Genomic DNA, 15,730 nt, shown 5'->3' with positions numbered 1-15,730 from the left:
CTTCGAGGAGATTTGTTTCAAAACTTGACTGAATTTCCCCACCAATGCGATATTGATAGTTAGCAAACTAACAGTGTGTGCATTCCCTCGTGCCGAATAACCTCGACGCTCTCCAGATGAACATCAGCAGTGCCATGGTGGTGGCCGCCAGGCATTGGCGGAAGATCTGCCAGACCACGCTGGTCAATTATGGAATCTCCGAAGCCTGCGCCGTCCCGTTGTTGATGATCGGGCGGTTGGGCGAGGGTGTGCGCCAGGTGCAGGTGGCGCAGGCGGCAGGGATGGAGTCGCCGTCGCTGGTACGCCTGCTCGATCAGTTGTGTCACGCCGGGTTTGTCTGCCGCACCGAAGATGCCCAGGACCGTCGCGCCAAATGCCTGAGCCTGACCGACACCGGCCGTGAGCTGGTGCAAGCGGTGGAGGCGCAACTGGTGCGTCTGCGTCATGAAGTGCTCGAAGGCATCGACCAGCGCGATCTGGAGGCTACGCTTCGGGTACTGAGAGCTTTTGAGGCGGCCACTCCGCCAACGGTGATCAATCCGTGAACGGGTTCTTTTCCGGCATGCCCCCCGCGCGGGACTGGTTCTACGGGATCCGCACGTTCGCGGCTTCGATGACCGCGCTGTACATCGCTTTGCTCATGCAGATGCCGCGTCCTTATTGGGCGATGGCCACGGTGTACATCGTTTCCAGTCCGTTCCTCGGGCCGACCAGTTCCAAGGCGCTGTATCGGGCGATCGGCACGTTTCTCGGTGCGGCGGCGGCGGTGCTGTTCGTGCCGATGTTCGTCCAGAGCCCGTACGTGCTGGTGGTGGTCATCGCCCTGTGGACGGGGATTTTGCTGTTCTTGTCCCTGCACCTGCGCACCGCCAACAACTACGCGCTGATGCTGGCCGGCTACACCTTGCCGTTGATCGCCCTGCCGGTGGTGGATAACCCGTTGGCGGTGTGGGACGTGGCCGAGTCGCGGACTGAAGAGATCTTTCTCGGCATCGCCGTGGCGGCGGTGGTCGGCGCGATGTTCTGGCCACGACGCCTGGCGCCGGTGTTCAACGACGCCGTGGGCAAATGGTTCGCCGACGCCACGACCTACAGCCTTAAATTCCTCAGCCGCGACGTGCAGCCCGAAGAGGTCGCAGCCCTGCGCATGGCGATGGTCGGCAGTTTCAACAGCCTGGAGTTGATGATCGGCCAGTTGCCGCACGAGGGTGCGCGGCCGCAGACGGTGCGCAACACCAAGGAACTGCGCGGGCGGATGATCCATCTGCTGCCGGTGATCGATGCCCTTGAAGATTCGCTGTACGCCCTCGAACGGCGCACGCCCGAGCTGGTGGAAAAATTCGCCCCGCTGCTCACCGCGACCCGCGAATGGCTCGGCCACAAAGACGCCGATCTGGAACGCTGGCAAGCGCTGCGGGATCAGCTCGAAGCGCTGCAACCGAGCGCCGAAGCCCTGGAAGATCGCAAACAGTTGCTGTTTTCCAACGCGCTGTATCGCCTCGGCGAATTCATCGATCTGTGGCAGGACTGCCGCAGCCTGCAGGACGCAATCCTGTGCGAGCGCCAGGACAGCTGGCGCGCGGTCTATCGCCACTGGCGCCTCGGTCGCCTGACGCCATTCATCGACCGCGGGCTGATGCTGTATTCGGTGGCCTCGACCATTCTGGCGATCATCGTCGCTTCGGTACTGTGGATCCTGCTGGGCTGGACCGACGGCGGCAGCGCGGTGATTCTGGCGGCGGTGTCTTGCAGCTTCTTCGCCTCGATGGACGACCCGGCGCCGCAGATCTACCGGTTCTTTTTCTGGACCGGGATGTCGGTGCTGTTTGCCAGCCTGTACCTGTTTCTGGTGCTGCCGAACCTGCATGACTTTCCGATGCTGGTGCTGGCGTTCGCGGTGCCGTTCATCTGTGTCGGCACCCTGACGGTGCAGCCACGTTTTTACCTCGGCATGCTGCTGACGCTGGTCAACACTTCGTCGTTCATCAGCATTTCCGGTGCTTACGACGCGGACTTCTTTGCCTTCGTCAATTCCAACCTGGCGGGCCCGATCGGGTTGTTGTTCGCGTTTATCTGGACCCTGATCGCCCGGCCGTTCGGCGCCGAACTGGCGGCCAAGCGCCTGACCCGTTTCAGCTGGAAAGACATCGTCAGCATGACCGAACCGGCCAACCTCGCCGAACACCGACAGCTTGGCGTGCAACTGCTCGACCGCCTGATGCAGCACCTGCCGCGTCTGGCGCTGACTGGCCAGGACACCGGCATCGCCATGCGCGAAGTGCGCGTGGGGCTGAACCTGCTCGACCTGCTCGCCTACACACCGCGAGTGACGGGCGCGCCCAACGCGTTGCTCAAGCAAGTGGTGGCAGAGGTGGGCGAGTATTTCCGGGCCTGCCTCAAGGCCGGCGAACGCCTGCCGGCGCCCAGTGCCTTGCTGATGACCATGGATCGCACCCGCCGCGCGCTCAACGGCCACGGCGATGAAGAAACCCGGCTCAACCTGTTGCACGCCTTGAGCGGTTTGCGCCTGGCGCTGTTGCCCGGCGTGGAATTCGTTTCCAACGCAGAGCCCGAAGAACCGCTGCCCGAAGGAGCGCCCCTATGATCGGTGATCTGGACATCAGCGGCATTTTCCTGCCGACCCTGCTGGTGTTGATGGGCATCACTTATGTGCTGTTTGTGTTGGTACACGGCGTGCTCACACGCCTGCATTTCTACCGTCTGGTCTGGCACCGGGCATTGTTCAACGTGGCTCTCTACGCCGTGATGCTGTACGGCGTGGATTCACTCAGTCGATACCTGATGACATGAAAAAACCGTTTCTGACCCTCGGTCGCGTCGTCCTGACGCTGCTGATCGTGACTTTCGCCGTCGTCGTGGTCTGGCGCATGGTGATGTATTACATGTTTGCGCCCTGGACCCGCGACGGCCACATTCGCGCCGACATCGTGCAGATCGCCCCGGACGTGTCCGGGCTGATCCAGCAGGTCGAAGTGAAGGACAACCAGTTGGTGAAGCGCGGCCAGGTGCTGTTCAGCATCGACCAGGACCGTTTCAAACTGGCGCTGCGCCAGGCTAAGGCCGCGGTAGCCGATCGCGAAGAAACCCTGGCTCAGGCTCAGCGTGAAGCCAAGCGTAACCGTGGTCTGGGCAATCTGGTGCCAGCCGAACAGCTGGAAGAAAGCCTGTCGAAAGTGGCCCGAGCGCAATCGGCCCTGGCCGAAGCGCTGGTGGCGGTGGACAGCGCTCAGCTCAACCTCGACCGCTCGGTGATCCGCAGTCCGGTGGACGGCTACGTCAACGACCGTGCGCCGCGTTCGCAGGAGTTCGTCACCGCCGGGCGCCCGGTGTTGTCGGTGGTCGACAGCAATTCGTTCCACATCGACGGTTATTTCGAAGAGACCAAGCTCGACGGCATCCACATCGGGCAGTCGGTGGATATCCGCGTGATCGGCGACCGCGCTCGCCTGCGCGGGCACGTCGAAAGCATCGTCGCCGGTATCGAAGACCGTGACCGTTCGAGCGGCGGCAACCTGCTGCCCAACGTCAACCCGGCGTTCAGCTGGGTGCGTCTGGCGCAACGGATTCCGGTGCGCATTGCCTTCGACGACGTGCCGGATGACTTCCGCATGATCGCCGGGCGTACCGCCACCGTGTCGATCATCGACGATCAACCGCAGGAGCCCACGCAATGAACAGGGCCCTGATGGTCGCCGGACTGGGCATGATGCTGTCGGCCTGCTCGATGGTCGGGCCGGACTATCACGTGCCCGAAGACGCGGCGATCCAGCGCAAGGATTTCCAGGGCGACCTGGCGGTGGCCGGCAAACCGGTGGTGTCGGCCCCGGTGCCGGCGGACTGGTGGCGGCTGTATCAGGATCCGCGTCTGGATCAACTGGTGCAGCAGGCCATGGCGTCCAACACCGATCTGCGGGTGGCAGCGGCGAACCTGTCGCGGGCCCGTGCGCAGGTCGATGAAGCCGAGGCGGCCGGTGGCTGGAGCGGCGGCGTGAAGATGGGCGCGCAACGCTTGCAGGAATCCGGCGAGGCATTCCTGCTGCCGGAGAAAGTGCCGGTGGCCAACATCGGCGATATCGGCATCAGCGCGTCCTACCAGTTCGACCTGTGGGGCACGCTGCAACGCGGGATTGAAGCGGCGAAGGCCAACGCCGACGCGACCCAGGCCGCTGCCGATACCGCGCGCATCACTCTGGTCGCCGACGTGGTGCGGGCCTACACCCAGGTCTGCGCGGCGAACGAGGAGCGGGAAATCGCCCAGCATTCCCTCGACCTGCAATCCCAGAGCACCACCCTGATCCAGCGTCTGCGCGATGCCGGGCGCGGCGACGAAACCCAGGTCACCCGTTCGCAGACCCAGTTCAAATCCTTGCGCGCCGACATGCCGCGTTATGAGGCGGCGCGGCAGGCCGGGTTGTTCCGGCTGTCGATGCTGCTGGCCAAGCCTGTCGATCAATTGCCGGCCGGCACCGCGACCTGCGCCGAACTGCCGAAAATCGCCCAGTTGGTGCCGGTGGGCGATGGCGCTGCGCTGCTCAAGCGTCGGCCGGACATCCGTCAGGCCGAGCGGCGTCTGGCGGCTGCGACGGCTGGTATCGGTATCGCCACCGGCGAGCTGTACCCGGACATCAGCTTCGGCGCGACGATCGGCACTGTCGGCATGCTGGACAACCTTGGCAAACCGTCCACCAACCGCTGGGGCTTCGGCCCGTCGCTGAGCTGGAGCGTGCCGACCAACGGCGCCCGGGCCCGGATCCGCGAAGCCGAAGCCACCACCCAGGGCGCGCTGGCGCATTTCGACGGCGTGGTGCTCAATGCCATCCGCGAAACCCAGACCGGCCTGTCCCAATACTCCGCGCTGTTGCAACGCCGCGATGCGCTGGCCGATGCCGAGCAGTCGGCGAAACTGGCGGCGGACCAGACGCACCGCTTCTTCCAGGCCGGCCGCGAGTCGTTCCTCGCTGACCTGCAGGCCACCCGCACCTACACCGACGTCACTGCGCAACTGGCCGCCGCCAACACCCAGGTTGCCATGAGCCAGATCGATTTATTCCTTGCCTTGGGCGGCGGTTGGGAAAGCGGACGAACGCAAGCCTCGAGCGCCAGCAAACCCTGAGGCCGTTGCTATGCTTTGAAGTATTGAAAGGGCGCCCCGAACCAGGCGCCTTTTCAGTGCACATCGCTAGCGCAGGTCTAGGGGAAACCAATAATGAAAAACCCTTACGCTCTTGGCTTCTGGTGCGCCCTGGTAGCCCTGGTGCTGCTGTCGGCCACCTATTTCTACGGCATCATGCTGGCCCACCAGATCGACAAGGCCATGGTCTTTCTCGACAGCACCGTGGCGCTGATCGCGGTCATGGCGATCGTGGTCGTGGCGTCGGCGCTGGTGCAGACCCAGCGACTCAAGAAACGCCAGCTCGAGCAAAGCAAGACATTGCTGCTGATCTGGGACACCAAGGTCGCGCTGCGCAAAGTCGAAACCGTGTTCGACCGCTACTTCTGGGGCGGCTACTGGCAACCGGGGCGGACCTTCGCCGAAGTCATGGGCGAGCTCACCGGCACGCCGCTGGAAAAAAGCCTCGAAGCTCTGAAAAAACAATGTCTGGCCCTCGACCGACAAGTCGCCGGCGACGGCTGGCACTGGCTCAACAACGCCCGCGAACTGTCGGACGTCGCAACCGCCATGGCCCGCGAGCGTTATCAACTGGACTTCTGCGACCCGCGCAGCGACGGGCCGGGCGGGACGGTGATCGACCGGGATTTCGAAGTGCTGGTGTACACCTGGACCGCACGGCTGAAAAGCTTCGACCATCAGCTCGACGAGATCGAGGTGCAATATTCCTGATCATTAAAAGATCGCCGAACCCGGCGATCTTTTTGTTTGTCCATGTCTCGTGGACATTCTTTAACCTTTAAACATTGGGCCGCGTCGCACTGCCAGTGCTAATCTCCACCGCTAAATTCAGCGGAGTCGCGCCACGGCCCGGTCACGGGTTCAGGGAAGACGACCACACTTTCAGCCACGGAAATCGATCAGGTCATTCATGAATAAATCAGCAGGCGTGCTTCTCGGAATTGTTGTGGCCATTGGCGCCATCAGCGTAGGCGGGGCCTGGTACACGGGCACCAAAATCGAAGGCGTGCTGAACAATGCCGTCGCCAACGCCAACAGCGAGTTGCAGACCGCCATGGCCGGCTCCAACGGCAGTGCATCGCTGGAGCTGGTATCGCTTGAGCGCAACACCTTCAGCAGCACCGCGCACTATCGCCTCAAGGGCGAGGGTGAAATGTTCGGCGAGACGCCGGTCGAGTTGCTGTTCGTCGATCACATCGAACACGGCCCGCTGCCGTTCTCGCGACTGGTGTCGCTGAAATGGCTGCCGGTCATGGCCACCAGTCACTACGAACTGGAAAAGACCCCGATCACCGAAAAATGGTTTGCCGCCACCAAGGGCGCGGCGCCGCTCAAAGGTGTGGTCAACATCGGCTACGACCAGTCCACCACCGGCAACCTCGAACTGCTGCCACTGGAAACTGCGCTGGATGAAAAATCGAACCTGAAGTTTTCCGGTTTGAACATGGATATTTCCGCCAGCGCTCAGGCCCAGAAGGTCAAGGCCGACGGCTACATGGACAGCCTGCACCTGACCACGGTCGCCGAAGACCAGACGCCGGTGCAGATCGAACTCAATGGCCTGACCCTGGCCAGCAACCTCGCCAAGAGCACCTACGGCTACTACACCGGCGAAAACACCCTGGAGTTGACCGCCAGCAAAACCACCTTCGGCGCCAAGCAATCGGTGCTGGGCGTGAAGAACTTCGAAATGAAGAACCGTACCGAAGAGAACGGCAGCAACGCCTCCGGCCGTGCCGACTACAAGGTCGCTGAAGTGACGCTCAACGACAAGAAGATCGGATCGGCCAATCTGGCCATGAGCCTGAAAAACCTCGACATTCCGTCGGCCATGTCGCTGATGCAGATCTACCAGACCAAACTGCAGCCTTACGAGAAAGCCGCCGCCGAAGCTGCCGCCGCCGGCCTGCCGGCACCGGAGCTGAACCTGACCGAGGCCGAGTCGACCCAGGTCAAGGCCGACCTGCAGAAACTGCTGGCAGCCGGGCCGCAGTTGGCACTGGAAGACCTGTCGCTGAAAACCGCCAACGGCGAAAGCCGGGCGAATCTGGTGCTTGATCTGACCAAGCCTGCGTCGATGGACCTGCCACCGGATCAACTGGGCAAACAGTTGATCGCGCTGCTGGACATCAATGTGTTGGTGTCCAAGCCGATGCTGGTCGATCTGCTCAGCGTCCAGGCGCAAATCGATGGCCAGACCGATGCCAAGACCATCGTCGACCAGGCCAGCGCTGGCGCCGACATGTTCGCCGGCATGGCCGTTGGTTCGCAGTTGGCGACACTGGATGGCACCAACGTTGTCACCAAGCTGCATTACGCCGCCAATCAGGTTGAATTCAACGGCCAGAAGATGACCGTCGAGCAGTTCGTGGGCTTCCTGATGAGCAAGTTCGGCAGTATCGAACAGCCTCAGTAAACGCCTCGCGCGTCACCGAAACGCCCGGCCTCTGCACCCGCAGACGCCGGGCGTTTTGCTGTCTGGCATCCGGGTTAACGGTTAGCCGGGGCCAGTCATCGTCACGAATCTGAACAATTATTGTGTTCTGAATATTGATCTACGCTTGCGTGCAAGACTGCTTGGATAAGCTTGGCTGAGCGTTTTTTGCTTGGCCTCCGTTACGAAATGGGCAAGGGGGGGCGTTGCTACCCGGCTGGCCATGTAAGGATGCTGACGAATGCCGCGTATTGATGTTCCTGTATTACATCGTGGTTTACGCCCTTTGTTTCGAGTCGCGCTGTGCAGCCAGTTGCTCTGGCCGGCGTTCGCGTTCGCCGACACGGCCTACGATCAAATGGTGCTAGACGCCCGGGCCGGGCATTACACGCCCGCGCTGACCGTTTTGCGTCAGGTACCGCCGGCCCAGGCCACCACCGGCCAGGTCAGCGATCACCTGCAAATTGCCGGTTGGGCCGGGCTCGACGCCGAAGTGGTGCAGGTCTACGAGACTCAGGGTCGTGGCCGGGCACTGCCGGTTCAGGCGCTGACCGCCACCGCCCGGGCCTACCGTAACCTCAAACGCTGGGATCAGGCGAGCCAGGTCTACAACAAGGCCCTGACGCTGGAGCCGGACAACGCCGACCTGCAACTCGGTCTGGCGCTGACCCAGGCCGACTCCGGCAAGCCCGACGAAGGGGTGATCCGCGCCCGTTCGCTGGTCGCCGCCAAACCCGATGATCCTTCCCGCCGACTGGCGCTGGGCTACGCCCTGAATCGCGCCGGCAAGCCGTACGACGCGCTGTTCGAATACGACCAGGCTTTCGTTCGCGCCGGCAACAAACCCGAGGTCGCTCGCGAATACGTGGTCGCCCTGCAAAAGGCGCGTCTGCCGGAGCCGGCACTGCGGCTGGCCAAACAGCGTCCAGGGCTGATCGATCCCGTCACCTTGCGCCGTCTTGAAGGCGATCTGGCTGCGGAACGCGTGCGACTCGCCGAATTGGCCACCCGCAGCGAAAAAGAACGCTACGTGATCGCCGACCGCGCCCTGGCCGACTACGACCAATTGCTCGCCACCTGGACCCCGGACTCTACGGCCCACGACGACGTGACCCGCTGGCGCATCGACCGCATGGGCGCGCTCAAGGCCCGGGCGCGCACCGCCGAAGTCATCAGCGAATACCAGAAGCTGCAAGCCGAAGGCGTGAAGATCCCGACCTACGCCCTGCGCTGGGTGGCGGCGTCCTATCTGGATCAGCGCCAGCCGGAAATCGCCACCGATCTTTACCGTCAGGTGCTGGCAGCGCCGGACGCCGATGTCGGCGACCGACTCGAAGACACCACGGCTCTGTATTACGCGCTGCTGGAAAGCGACCGCGCCGAAGAGGCGCGCAAAGTCGCTGAAGATCAGGCCAGGGCGCAGAAGCCGCGCGTCGAACTCAAGGGCCTGCCGATCGGCAACCCCAACGACGAATGGATGGACGCCCAGCAACTGGCGGCGCAGGCCGGAACTTACGGTTCCGACCTGCCCCACGGCGAAGAACGTTTGCAGACCCTGGTGGATCAGGCGCCGGGCAACATCGGCCTGCGCCTGGCCCAGGCCGATCTGTACCTGGCCCGTAACTGGCCGCGCCGCGCGGAAAACCAGCTCAAGGAAACCGAGAGCATCGCGCCGCGCGACATGGGCCTCGAAGTCGCGCAGGCCCGCACCGCCATGGACTTGCAGGAATGGCGGCAGATGGATGCGCTGACCGATGACGTGGTGGCGCGCTTTCCTGACAACCGTCAGGTCCAGCGTCTGGCCCGTGAACGCGAAGTGCACGACATGTCCGAGCTGCGCGTCGAAGCCTATGGCGGCAAGGCCAACGGAGGCAGCGGTGGCGATGCAGGCGCGGTCACCGGCAGCCGGGATTTCGGCATCCAGACTACCCTTTACAGCCCGCCGATCGATGAAGACTGGCGGGTGTTCGCCGGGGCCGGATACGCCACCGGCGATTTTGCCGAAGGCACCGGCCACCACCGCTTCCAGCGTGTCGGTCTGGAGCGTCGCACCCGCGACATGACCCTTGAAGCCGAGGTGTCGAATCATTCCTATGGTTTCGGTGACAAGCAGGGCGCGCGTCTGGCGATTGCCCGCGACATCGACGATCACTGGCAATACGGCGGCAGCCTCGAATACCTGTCGGCCGAGACCCCGCTGCGGGCTCTCAACAGCGACATCAAGGCCAACGGCGGCAGCGGTTTCATCCGCTGGCGCGCCAACGAGAGCCGCGAGTGGCGGCTGGCGGTCAGCCCGTCGCACTTCAGCGACGGCAACAACCGTGTCGAAGCCTTGCTGACCGGAAAAGAGGGCGTCTACAGCGCGCCGAACCTGCAAGTCGACGCGGGCCTGGAAGTGGGCACCAGCCACAACTCCAAGTCCGATGACGTGCCGTACTTCAACCCGAAGTCGGACTTCAGCGTCATGCCGCTGCTGAACGTCAATCACGTGCTGTACCACCGCTACGAAACGGTATGGAGCCAGCAATTCCAGGCCGGCGCGGGGACTTACAGCCAGCGTGATCACGGCACCGGCGGCATGGCATTGCTCGGTTACGGCCAGCGCTACGCCTGGAACGACGTGTTCGAGGTGGGCGGTTTGTTCAGCGTGATCAACCGGCCCTACGACGGTGACCGGGAAACCGATCTGCGTCTGCTCGTCGACCTCACTTTCCGCTTCTAGAAGAGTTTGAAGATGCCTTTGATTTCGCGTTTCATCCTTCTGCTGGGAGTGCTGCTGGTCAGCGCCTGCGCCCAGCAAGCCCCGGCCTTCGTGCCGCCGTCCGAGCGACCGCTGGCAGCCAATGAAAAGCCCTGGCCGAAAAACCACGTGCTGGGCATTGCCTACCACGACGTCGAAGACCGTGATCCCGATCAGGCAGTGGTGGCGGTGCGCACCGAGCGCCTGCTCGAACAGCTCGCCTGGTTGCGGGAGAACAACTACAAACCGGTGACGGTCGACCAGATCATGGCCGCGCGCAAAGGCGGGCCGGAACTGCCGCCCAAGGCGATCCTGCTCAGCTTCGACGACGGTTACTCAAGCTTCTACACCCGCGTACTGCCGGTGTTGCGCGCCTACAACTGGCATGCGCTGCTGGCGCCGGTCGGCACCTGGATAGATACGCCGCTGAACCAACCGGTGGACTTCGCTGGCACGCCGCGTCCGCGCTCGGACTTCCTGACCTGGGCTCAGGTGCGGGAAATCTCGCAATCGGGCCTGGTGGAAATCGCCGCTCACACCGACGCCAGCCACAAAGGCATCCTCGCCAACCCGCAAGGCAACCTGCAGCCGGCGGCCGCGACCCGACGCTACGATCCAGTGAGCAAACGCTACGAATCCGAAGCCGATTTCCAGGCGCGGATCCGCGCCGACGTGCAGGCGATCTCGGAGAAGATCCGCAAGAACACCGGGAAGAAACCGCGCGTCTGGGTCTGGCCTTACGGGACGGCGGACGGCACGTCGCTGACCGTGGTGAGTGAGGAAGGCTACGAAATGGCCCTGACCCTCGATGACGGTCTCGATGCCCTCGACAACCTGATGAGCGGGCCGCGTTTCCTGGTGGCTTCCGACCCTGATGGCGAGCACTTCGCCAACAGCGTGGTCGGCGTGCAATCGGATTTCACCATGCGCGTCGTGCATGTGGATCTGGACAACGTCTACGACCCGGATCCGGCGCAGCAGGAAATCAACCTCGGCAAACTGATCCAGCGCATGGCCGACATGGGCGCCAACACCGTGTTCCTGCAAGCCTTCGCCGATCCGAAGGGCGATGGCCTGGTGCATTCGCTGTACTTCCCGAACCGTCATCTGCCGATGCGCGCCGACCTGTTCGACCGCGTCGCCTGGCAATTGCGCACCCGGGCTCATGTGAAGGTTTTCGCCTGGATGCCGGTGCTGAGTTTCGAACTGGATTCGAAGCTGCCACGGGTAACGCGCTGGGATCCGAAGACGGGTACGAGCGCTGTCGATCCGGATCAATACAAGCGCCTGTCGCCGTTCGATCCCGAGGTACGGCGGATCATTGGCGAGATCTACGAAGACGTGGCGCGCCTGACTTCGGTCGACGGCATTCTCTACCACGACGACGCAGTGCTCTCGGACTTCGAAGACGCCGGCCCTCAGGCGCTGAAGGCCTATGCCGCCAACGGCCTGCCGGGCTCGATCGCCGCTCTGCGTGACGATCCGGCGGCGATGCAGCGCTGGACGCGCTTCAAGAGCCGCTACCTGATCGACTTCACCAACGAACTGACCGCCAAGGTGCGCGCGATTCGTGGCCCGCAAGTGCTCACCGCACGCAACATCTTCGCCGAGCCGGTGCTCAATCCGCACAGCGAAGCGTGGTTCGCGCAGAACCTCGACGACTTCCTCGGGACTTACGACTGGACGGCGCCGATGGCCATGCCGCTCATGGAAAAACAGACCCAGGCGCAATCCGGCCCGTGGCTCGAAGCGCTGGTGGCGAAGATCAAACAGCGCCCCGGTGCGCTGGATCGCACGGTGTTCGAACTGCAGGCCCGGGACTGGACGAAAAAAGACCAGGCCGACATCGACGGCGCACAACTGGCCGACTGGATGAGCCGCCTCAAGCGTCAGGGCGCCACCAGTTTCGGCTACTACCCGGACAACTTTCTCGAGAACCTGCCGGACCTGAAAACCGTGCGGCCTGCACTCTCCAACAAATGGAACCCATGACATGCTGGATAGACTGCTGGCCCTGCTTGTTCTGGCGATCGTCCTCGGCGTCCCGCTGGGGCTGATCTTCCTGGTCACCGGGCAATTCCTGATGGACTTCGTGTTCTTCTACCCGCTGTTCATGTCCGGGTTGTGGATTTCCGGTGGCCTGTATTTCTGGCTGCACTGGGAGCGGCACTGGCCGTGGAAGGACGACACCCTGCCGCCACCGCTGGAAGGCGAACCGCTGATTTCGATCCTGATCCCTTGCTACAACGAGGGCGACAACGCCGCCGACACCATCCACGCGGCGCTGGCGCAGCACTACCCGAACATCGAAGTCATCGCGATCAACGACGGCTCCAAGGACAACACCGCCGAAGTGCTGGATGCGCTGGCCAAGGAAGACCCGCGGCTGCGCGTGCTGCACCTGGCGGAAAACCAGGGCAAGGCCGTGGCCCTGCGCATGGGCGCCATCGCGGCGCGCAGCGAATATCTGGTGTGCATCGACGGTGACGCGCTGCTGGCGCCGAACACTGCGGCTTATCTGGTGGCGCCGATGCTGGACAACGCACGACTGGGTGCGGTGACCGGCAACCCACGAATCCGCACGCGTTCGACCCTGGTCGGGCGGGTTCAGGTTGGTGAGTTCTCGTCGATCATCGGGCTGATCAAGCGCACTCAGCGGGTGTTCGGGCGAATCTTCACCGTGTCGGGTGTGATCGTCGCGTTCCGCCGCACCGCGCTGAACCGGGTCGGCTACTGGAGCCCGGACATGATCACCGAAGACATCGACATCAGCTGGAAGCTGCAACTGGATCACTGGAGCATCTTCTACGAGCCCCGTGCCCTGTGCTGGATCCTGATGCCGGAAACCCTGCGCGGTCTGTGGAAGCAGCGCCTGCGCTGGGCCCAGGGCGGTGCCGAAGTGCTGTTCAAGAACATCCGCGGGATCTGGCAGTACCGTCACCGTTACCTGTGGCCGCTGCTGTTCGAATACTGCCTGTCGACCGGCTGGGCGTTCACCTTCCTGTTGTCGGTGATCTTCTGGGGCGTCGGCAAGTTCGTGGTCATGCCTGAAGCCATTGCCGTCGATCACCTGATGCCCCCGGCGTTTACCGGTCTGCTGCTTGCGTTTGTCTGCCTGGTGCAGTTCGCGGTCAGCATCATCATTGACCGTCGTTACGAACCGGGCCTGGGCAAGACCATGTTCTGGGTGGTCTGGTATCCGATTGCGTTTTGGTTCGTCAGCCTGCTGACCACGCTGGTCAGTTTCCCCAAAGTATTGTTCGGCCAACACCAGAAGCGTGCGCGCTGGGTCAGTCCCGACCGGGGTATCAAGCCGCTCGGGGACGATGAAGAGGAGGTTATCAAATGAAAATCATCCGGACCCGCCAACGGCCGTTTCTGGTGGTGGTCGATGCGTTCTTCACGGTGCTGGCCTGGATCGGTCTGCTGTATCTGCTGGCGCGGGGTTTATGGCCGCTGATCGAGACCCACGAAGGCGGGCCGCGCATCGACAATTCGGCGTTCGAAGCCCTTGGCACCTTGCAGATTTACCTGTGGGTGGCGCTGGTCAACGCGGTGATCCTGATCGGCTGGGCGCGCTATCAGCAACGCAAGAGCCGAAGCTTCGCTCAACGCCGCCTGCCGTCCCCGGTGGTCGACGATGAGGGGCTGAGCCGCAGCTTCAAACTGTGCGACGAGCGCTTTCAGAAGCTGCGCGGGCCGGGCGTGATGACCATCCACAACGATCAGGACGGCGATGTCAGTCATGTGGTGCCGCATCTGTGGCCGGTTCAGCCGCAGGAGCTTCCGCCACCGCTGGCCCCGCTGGAGCATCCTCGGGTGATCTTTCTGCACGCCGAGGACGACGACAACCGCGAGCCGCTGAACCGGATCACCTGACGGCGCGAATCAGCCGCCAGGCTTCATCCATCGGCAGCGGTTGTTTCATGCGTTCGGCCAGCAACGCCATCGCCCGTTCCTGCTCACAGGCCACCGCCGCCACCACCACCCCCTTGCTCCCGAACAGCCCGATAAACGGCGGCTGTTCGGGTTCACCGATAAATTCGACCGCATCCCACGCCTCGGCGTGACCGAGATAGTCGTAGTTGCGGCCGAAATGCCAGGTCCAGAAATACGGCACGTCGAGGTAATGCTCATCGCCACCGAGCAGGTTCGCGGCGGCGATCCGCGCGTGCTGCTGGGCCAGGCGCCAGTGTTCGATGCGTTGTGGTTTGCCGTTCAGCGGGAAGGTGGCGATATCGCCAATCGCCCACAGACTGTCCGCGGCACGCAGGCCGGCATCGACTCGCAAGGATTGATCGTCCTCGCGCAGCAGATCGCCGAAGGCTTCGGTGGCCGGATGCACGCCGATTCCCGCCAACACCAGATCCGCCGACAGGCGCAGGCCGTTGTCGAGCAACACCGCCTCGACCTTGCCGTCGCCGGTGATCTCCCTGGCTTCGTGATCAGTGATGAATTTCACGCCGTTTTCTTCGTGCAGCGCACGGATCGCCTTGCCGACGGCTTCACCGAATTGCGCCGCGAAGGGAATCGCATGGCGCGCCAGCACCGTCACCTCGAGACCGTGCTGGCGCAGGGCCGAAGCGCATTCGAGCGCAATGAAACTGTCACCGATGATCACCGCGCGCTGACCGGGTTGGGCGGCGTCCATGATGGATTGCGCCTGGGCTTTGGAGCGCAGGACAAACACCTGGGGCAGGTCGGCACCGGGCAGTTTCAGCGCGTTGGGCGCTGCGCCGGTGGCCAGCACCGCCGCGCTGTAATGCAGTGTGCGGCCATCGCTCAGGTGAAGGGTTTTGGTATCGGCATCGAGCCCGGTGACCTCGCCTGAAACCCGGTTGATGTGCTGTTCGCGGTAAAAATCGTCATCGCGCAGGGGCGGGGTTTCCGGCGGCGGCATTTCCCCGGACAGCACGAATTTGCTCAGCACCGTGCGGTCGTAGCCGGCGTCCGGCTCGCGGTCGATCAGCACGATCCGCCCGCCGAAGCCTTTTTCCCGCAGGGCGGCGGCGCAGGCCGTTCCCCCGGCACCGGCGCCGACGATGACAAAGGTGCGCGGATCGTCCTGCGGCGGAGTGTGCGGATCCGGCAGCGGCTGGTCATCGACCCATACTTCGTCGCCGCGCAGTTCCAGCGGATAGCGCTTGAGACTGTCCAGCGCCGGAGGCTCGCACAACGCGCCATCTTCGGCGCGAAAAGCTGCCTTGTGCCACGGGCAGATCAGCCGGCCGTGGCACAACGCACTTTCCGCCAGCGGCGCGCCGGCATGCGGGCATTGCCCCTGAAAGGCGCGCAACTGGCCGGCGGCGCGCAGCAGGACGATCTTGCAGTCGCCGATCTGCACCTCCAGCCCACGGTCTTCAGGCACATCGGCGAAACGGGCGACACGGTGCAGGGTCATGGT

The 15,730-nt window shown here is 63.4% G+C and carries 12 protein-coding genes; 11 read left to right on the top strand and 1 reads right to left on the bottom strand.

Going from position 1 to position 15,730, the window contains the following annotated elements:
* Window positions 1-116 precede the first annotated feature (116 nt).
* The 11 genes from AC07XZ_RS14745 to pgaD all read left to right on the top strand — a co-directional run bounded on the left by AC07XZ_RS14745 (window position 117) and on the right by pgaD (window position 14,205).
* On the top strand, window positions 117-545 hold the full coding sequence (locus tag AC07XZ_RS14745) for a MarR family winged helix-turn-helix transcriptional regulator (RefSeq protein ID WP_011331882.1): 429 nt from the start codon (window positions 117-119) through the stop codon (window positions 543-545).
* Entirely contained in the window at window positions 542-2,605 is a 2,064-nt protein-coding gene (locus AC07XZ_RS14740) for an FUSC family protein (RefSeq protein ID WP_102687449.1), read from the top strand. Before AC07XZ_RS14745 ends, AC07XZ_RS14740 begins: the two co-directional genes overlap by 4 nt.
* Complete coding sequence (locus AC07XZ_RS14735; RefSeq protein ID WP_007957657.1) at window positions 2,602-2,811, top strand: DUF1656 domain-containing protein; 210 nt, start codon at window positions 2,602-2,604, stop codon at window positions 2,809-2,811. Before AC07XZ_RS14740 ends, AC07XZ_RS14735 begins: the two co-directional genes overlap by 4 nt.
* Entirely contained in the window at window positions 2,808-3,695 is an 888-nt protein-coding gene (locus AC07XZ_RS14730) for an efflux RND transporter periplasmic adaptor subunit (RefSeq protein ID WP_102687450.1), read from the top strand. The genes AC07XZ_RS14735 and AC07XZ_RS14730 overlap by 4 nt, the downstream gene beginning before the upstream one ends.
* On the top strand, window positions 3,692-5,134 hold the full coding sequence (locus tag AC07XZ_RS14725) for an efflux transporter outer membrane subunit (RefSeq protein WP_102687451.1): 1,443 nt from the start codon (window positions 3,692-3,694) through the stop codon (window positions 5,132-5,134). Before AC07XZ_RS14730 ends, AC07XZ_RS14725 begins: the two co-directional genes overlap by 4 nt.
* 93 nt (window positions 5,135-5,227) lie before the next feature.
* Window positions 5,228-5,863, top strand: coding sequence for an NADH:ubiquinone oxidoreductase subunit N (locus tag AC07XZ_RS14720; protein WP_085746283.1), 636 nt, complete (start codon window positions 5,228-5,230; stop codon window positions 5,861-5,863).
* 199 nt (window positions 5,864-6,062) lie between these two features.
* On the top strand, window positions 6,063-7,568 hold the full coding sequence (locus AC07XZ_RS14715; protein ID WP_102687452.1) for a YdgA family protein: 1,506 nt from the start codon (window positions 6,063-6,065) through the stop codon (window positions 7,566-7,568).
* Between the two features lie 259 nt (window positions 7,569-7,827).
* Window positions 7,828-10,308: a poly-beta-1,6 N-acetyl-D-glucosamine export porin PgaA gene (gene pgaA, locus AC07XZ_RS14710; protein ID WP_102687453.1), complete on the top strand. Its 2,481-nt coding sequence runs from the start codon at window positions 7,828-7,830 to the stop codon at window positions 10,306-10,308.
* 12 nt (window positions 10,309-10,320) lie between these two features.
* Complete coding sequence (gene pgaB, locus AC07XZ_RS14705) at window positions 10,321-12,318, top strand: poly-beta-1,6-N-acetyl-D-glucosamine N-deacetylase PgaB (protein WP_085746286.1); 1,998 nt, start codon at window positions 10,321-10,323, stop codon at window positions 12,316-12,318.
* A gap of 1 nt (window position 12,319) precedes the next feature.
* Window positions 12,320-13,675 carry a poly-beta-1,6-N-acetyl-D-glucosamine synthase gene (gene pgaC / locus AC07XZ_RS14700; protein ID WP_085746287.1) on the top strand — a complete coding sequence of 452 codons (1,356 nt, stop codon included), beginning with the start codon at window positions 12,320-12,322 and terminating at the stop codon, window positions 13,673-13,675.
* Window positions 13,672-14,205 (top strand): poly-beta-1,6-N-acetyl-D-glucosamine biosynthesis protein PgaD, encoded by a 534-nt coding sequence (gene pgaD / locus AC07XZ_RS14695; protein ID WP_074689361.1) that lies wholly within the window; start codon window positions 13,672-13,674, stop codon window positions 14,203-14,205. The genes pgaC and pgaD overlap by 4 nt, the downstream gene beginning before the upstream one ends.
* On the opposite strand, the gene AC07XZ_RS14690 is transcribed toward pgaD, so the two are convergent.
* Window positions 14,198-15,727, bottom strand: a complete 1,530-nt coding sequence (locus AC07XZ_RS14690; RefSeq protein WP_102687454.1) for an FAD-dependent oxidoreductase — start codon at window positions 15,725-15,727, stop codon at window positions 14,198-14,200. The genes pgaD and AC07XZ_RS14690 overlap by 8 nt on opposite strands.
* Window positions 15,728-15,730 lie beyond the last annotated feature (3 nt).

The sequence above is a fragment of the Pseudomonas sp. GW458-11-26-14-LB4 genome (assembly GCF_059423925.1).
Note: the sequence above shows the minus strand (reverse complement) of the source record. Positions and strands in the feature narration are given on the sequence as shown.

Excerpts from the sequence above, each read along its gene's own strand:
- AC07XZ_RS14745 (WP_011331882.1), top strand. The coding sequence starts at position 117 with ATGAACATCAGCAGTGCCATGGTGGTGGCCGCCAGGCATTGGCGGAAG.
- AC07XZ_RS14735 (WP_007957657.1), top strand. The coding sequence starts at position 2,602 with ATGATCGGTGATCTGGACATCAGCGGCATTTTCCTGCCGACCCTGCTG.
- AC07XZ_RS14730 (WP_102687450.1), top strand. The coding sequence starts at position 2,808 with ATGAAAAAACCGTTTCTGACCCTCGGTCGCGTCGTCCTGACGCTGCTG.
- AC07XZ_RS14725 (WP_102687451.1), top strand. The coding sequence starts at position 3,692 with ATGAACAGGGCCCTGATGGTCGCCGGACTGGGCATGATGCTGTCGGCC.
- AC07XZ_RS14720 (WP_085746283.1), top strand. The coding sequence starts at position 5,228 with ATGAAAAACCCTTACGCTCTTGGCTTCTGGTGCGCCCTGGTAGCCCTG.
- AC07XZ_RS14715 (WP_102687452.1), top strand. The coding sequence starts at position 6,063 with ATGAATAAATCAGCAGGCGTGCTTCTCGGAATTGTTGTGGCCATTGGC.
- pgaA (WP_102687453.1), top strand. The coding sequence starts at position 7,828 with ATGCCGCGTATTGATGTTCCTGTATTACATCGTGGTTTACGCCCTTTG.
- pgaB (WP_085746286.1), top strand. The coding sequence starts at position 10,321 with ATGCCTTTGATTTCGCGTTTCATCCTTCTGCTGGGAGTGCTGCTGGTC.
- pgaC (WP_085746287.1), top strand. The coding sequence starts at position 12,320 with ATGCTGGATAGACTGCTGGCCCTGCTTGTTCTGGCGATCGTCCTCGGC.
- pgaD (WP_074689361.1), top strand. The coding sequence starts at position 13,672 with ATGAAAATCATCCGGACCCGCCAACGGCCGTTTCTGGTGGTGGTCGAT.
- AC07XZ_RS14690 (WP_102687454.1), bottom strand. The coding sequence starts at position 15,727 with ATGACCCTGCACCGTGTCGCCCGTTTCGCCGATGTGCCTGAAGACCGT.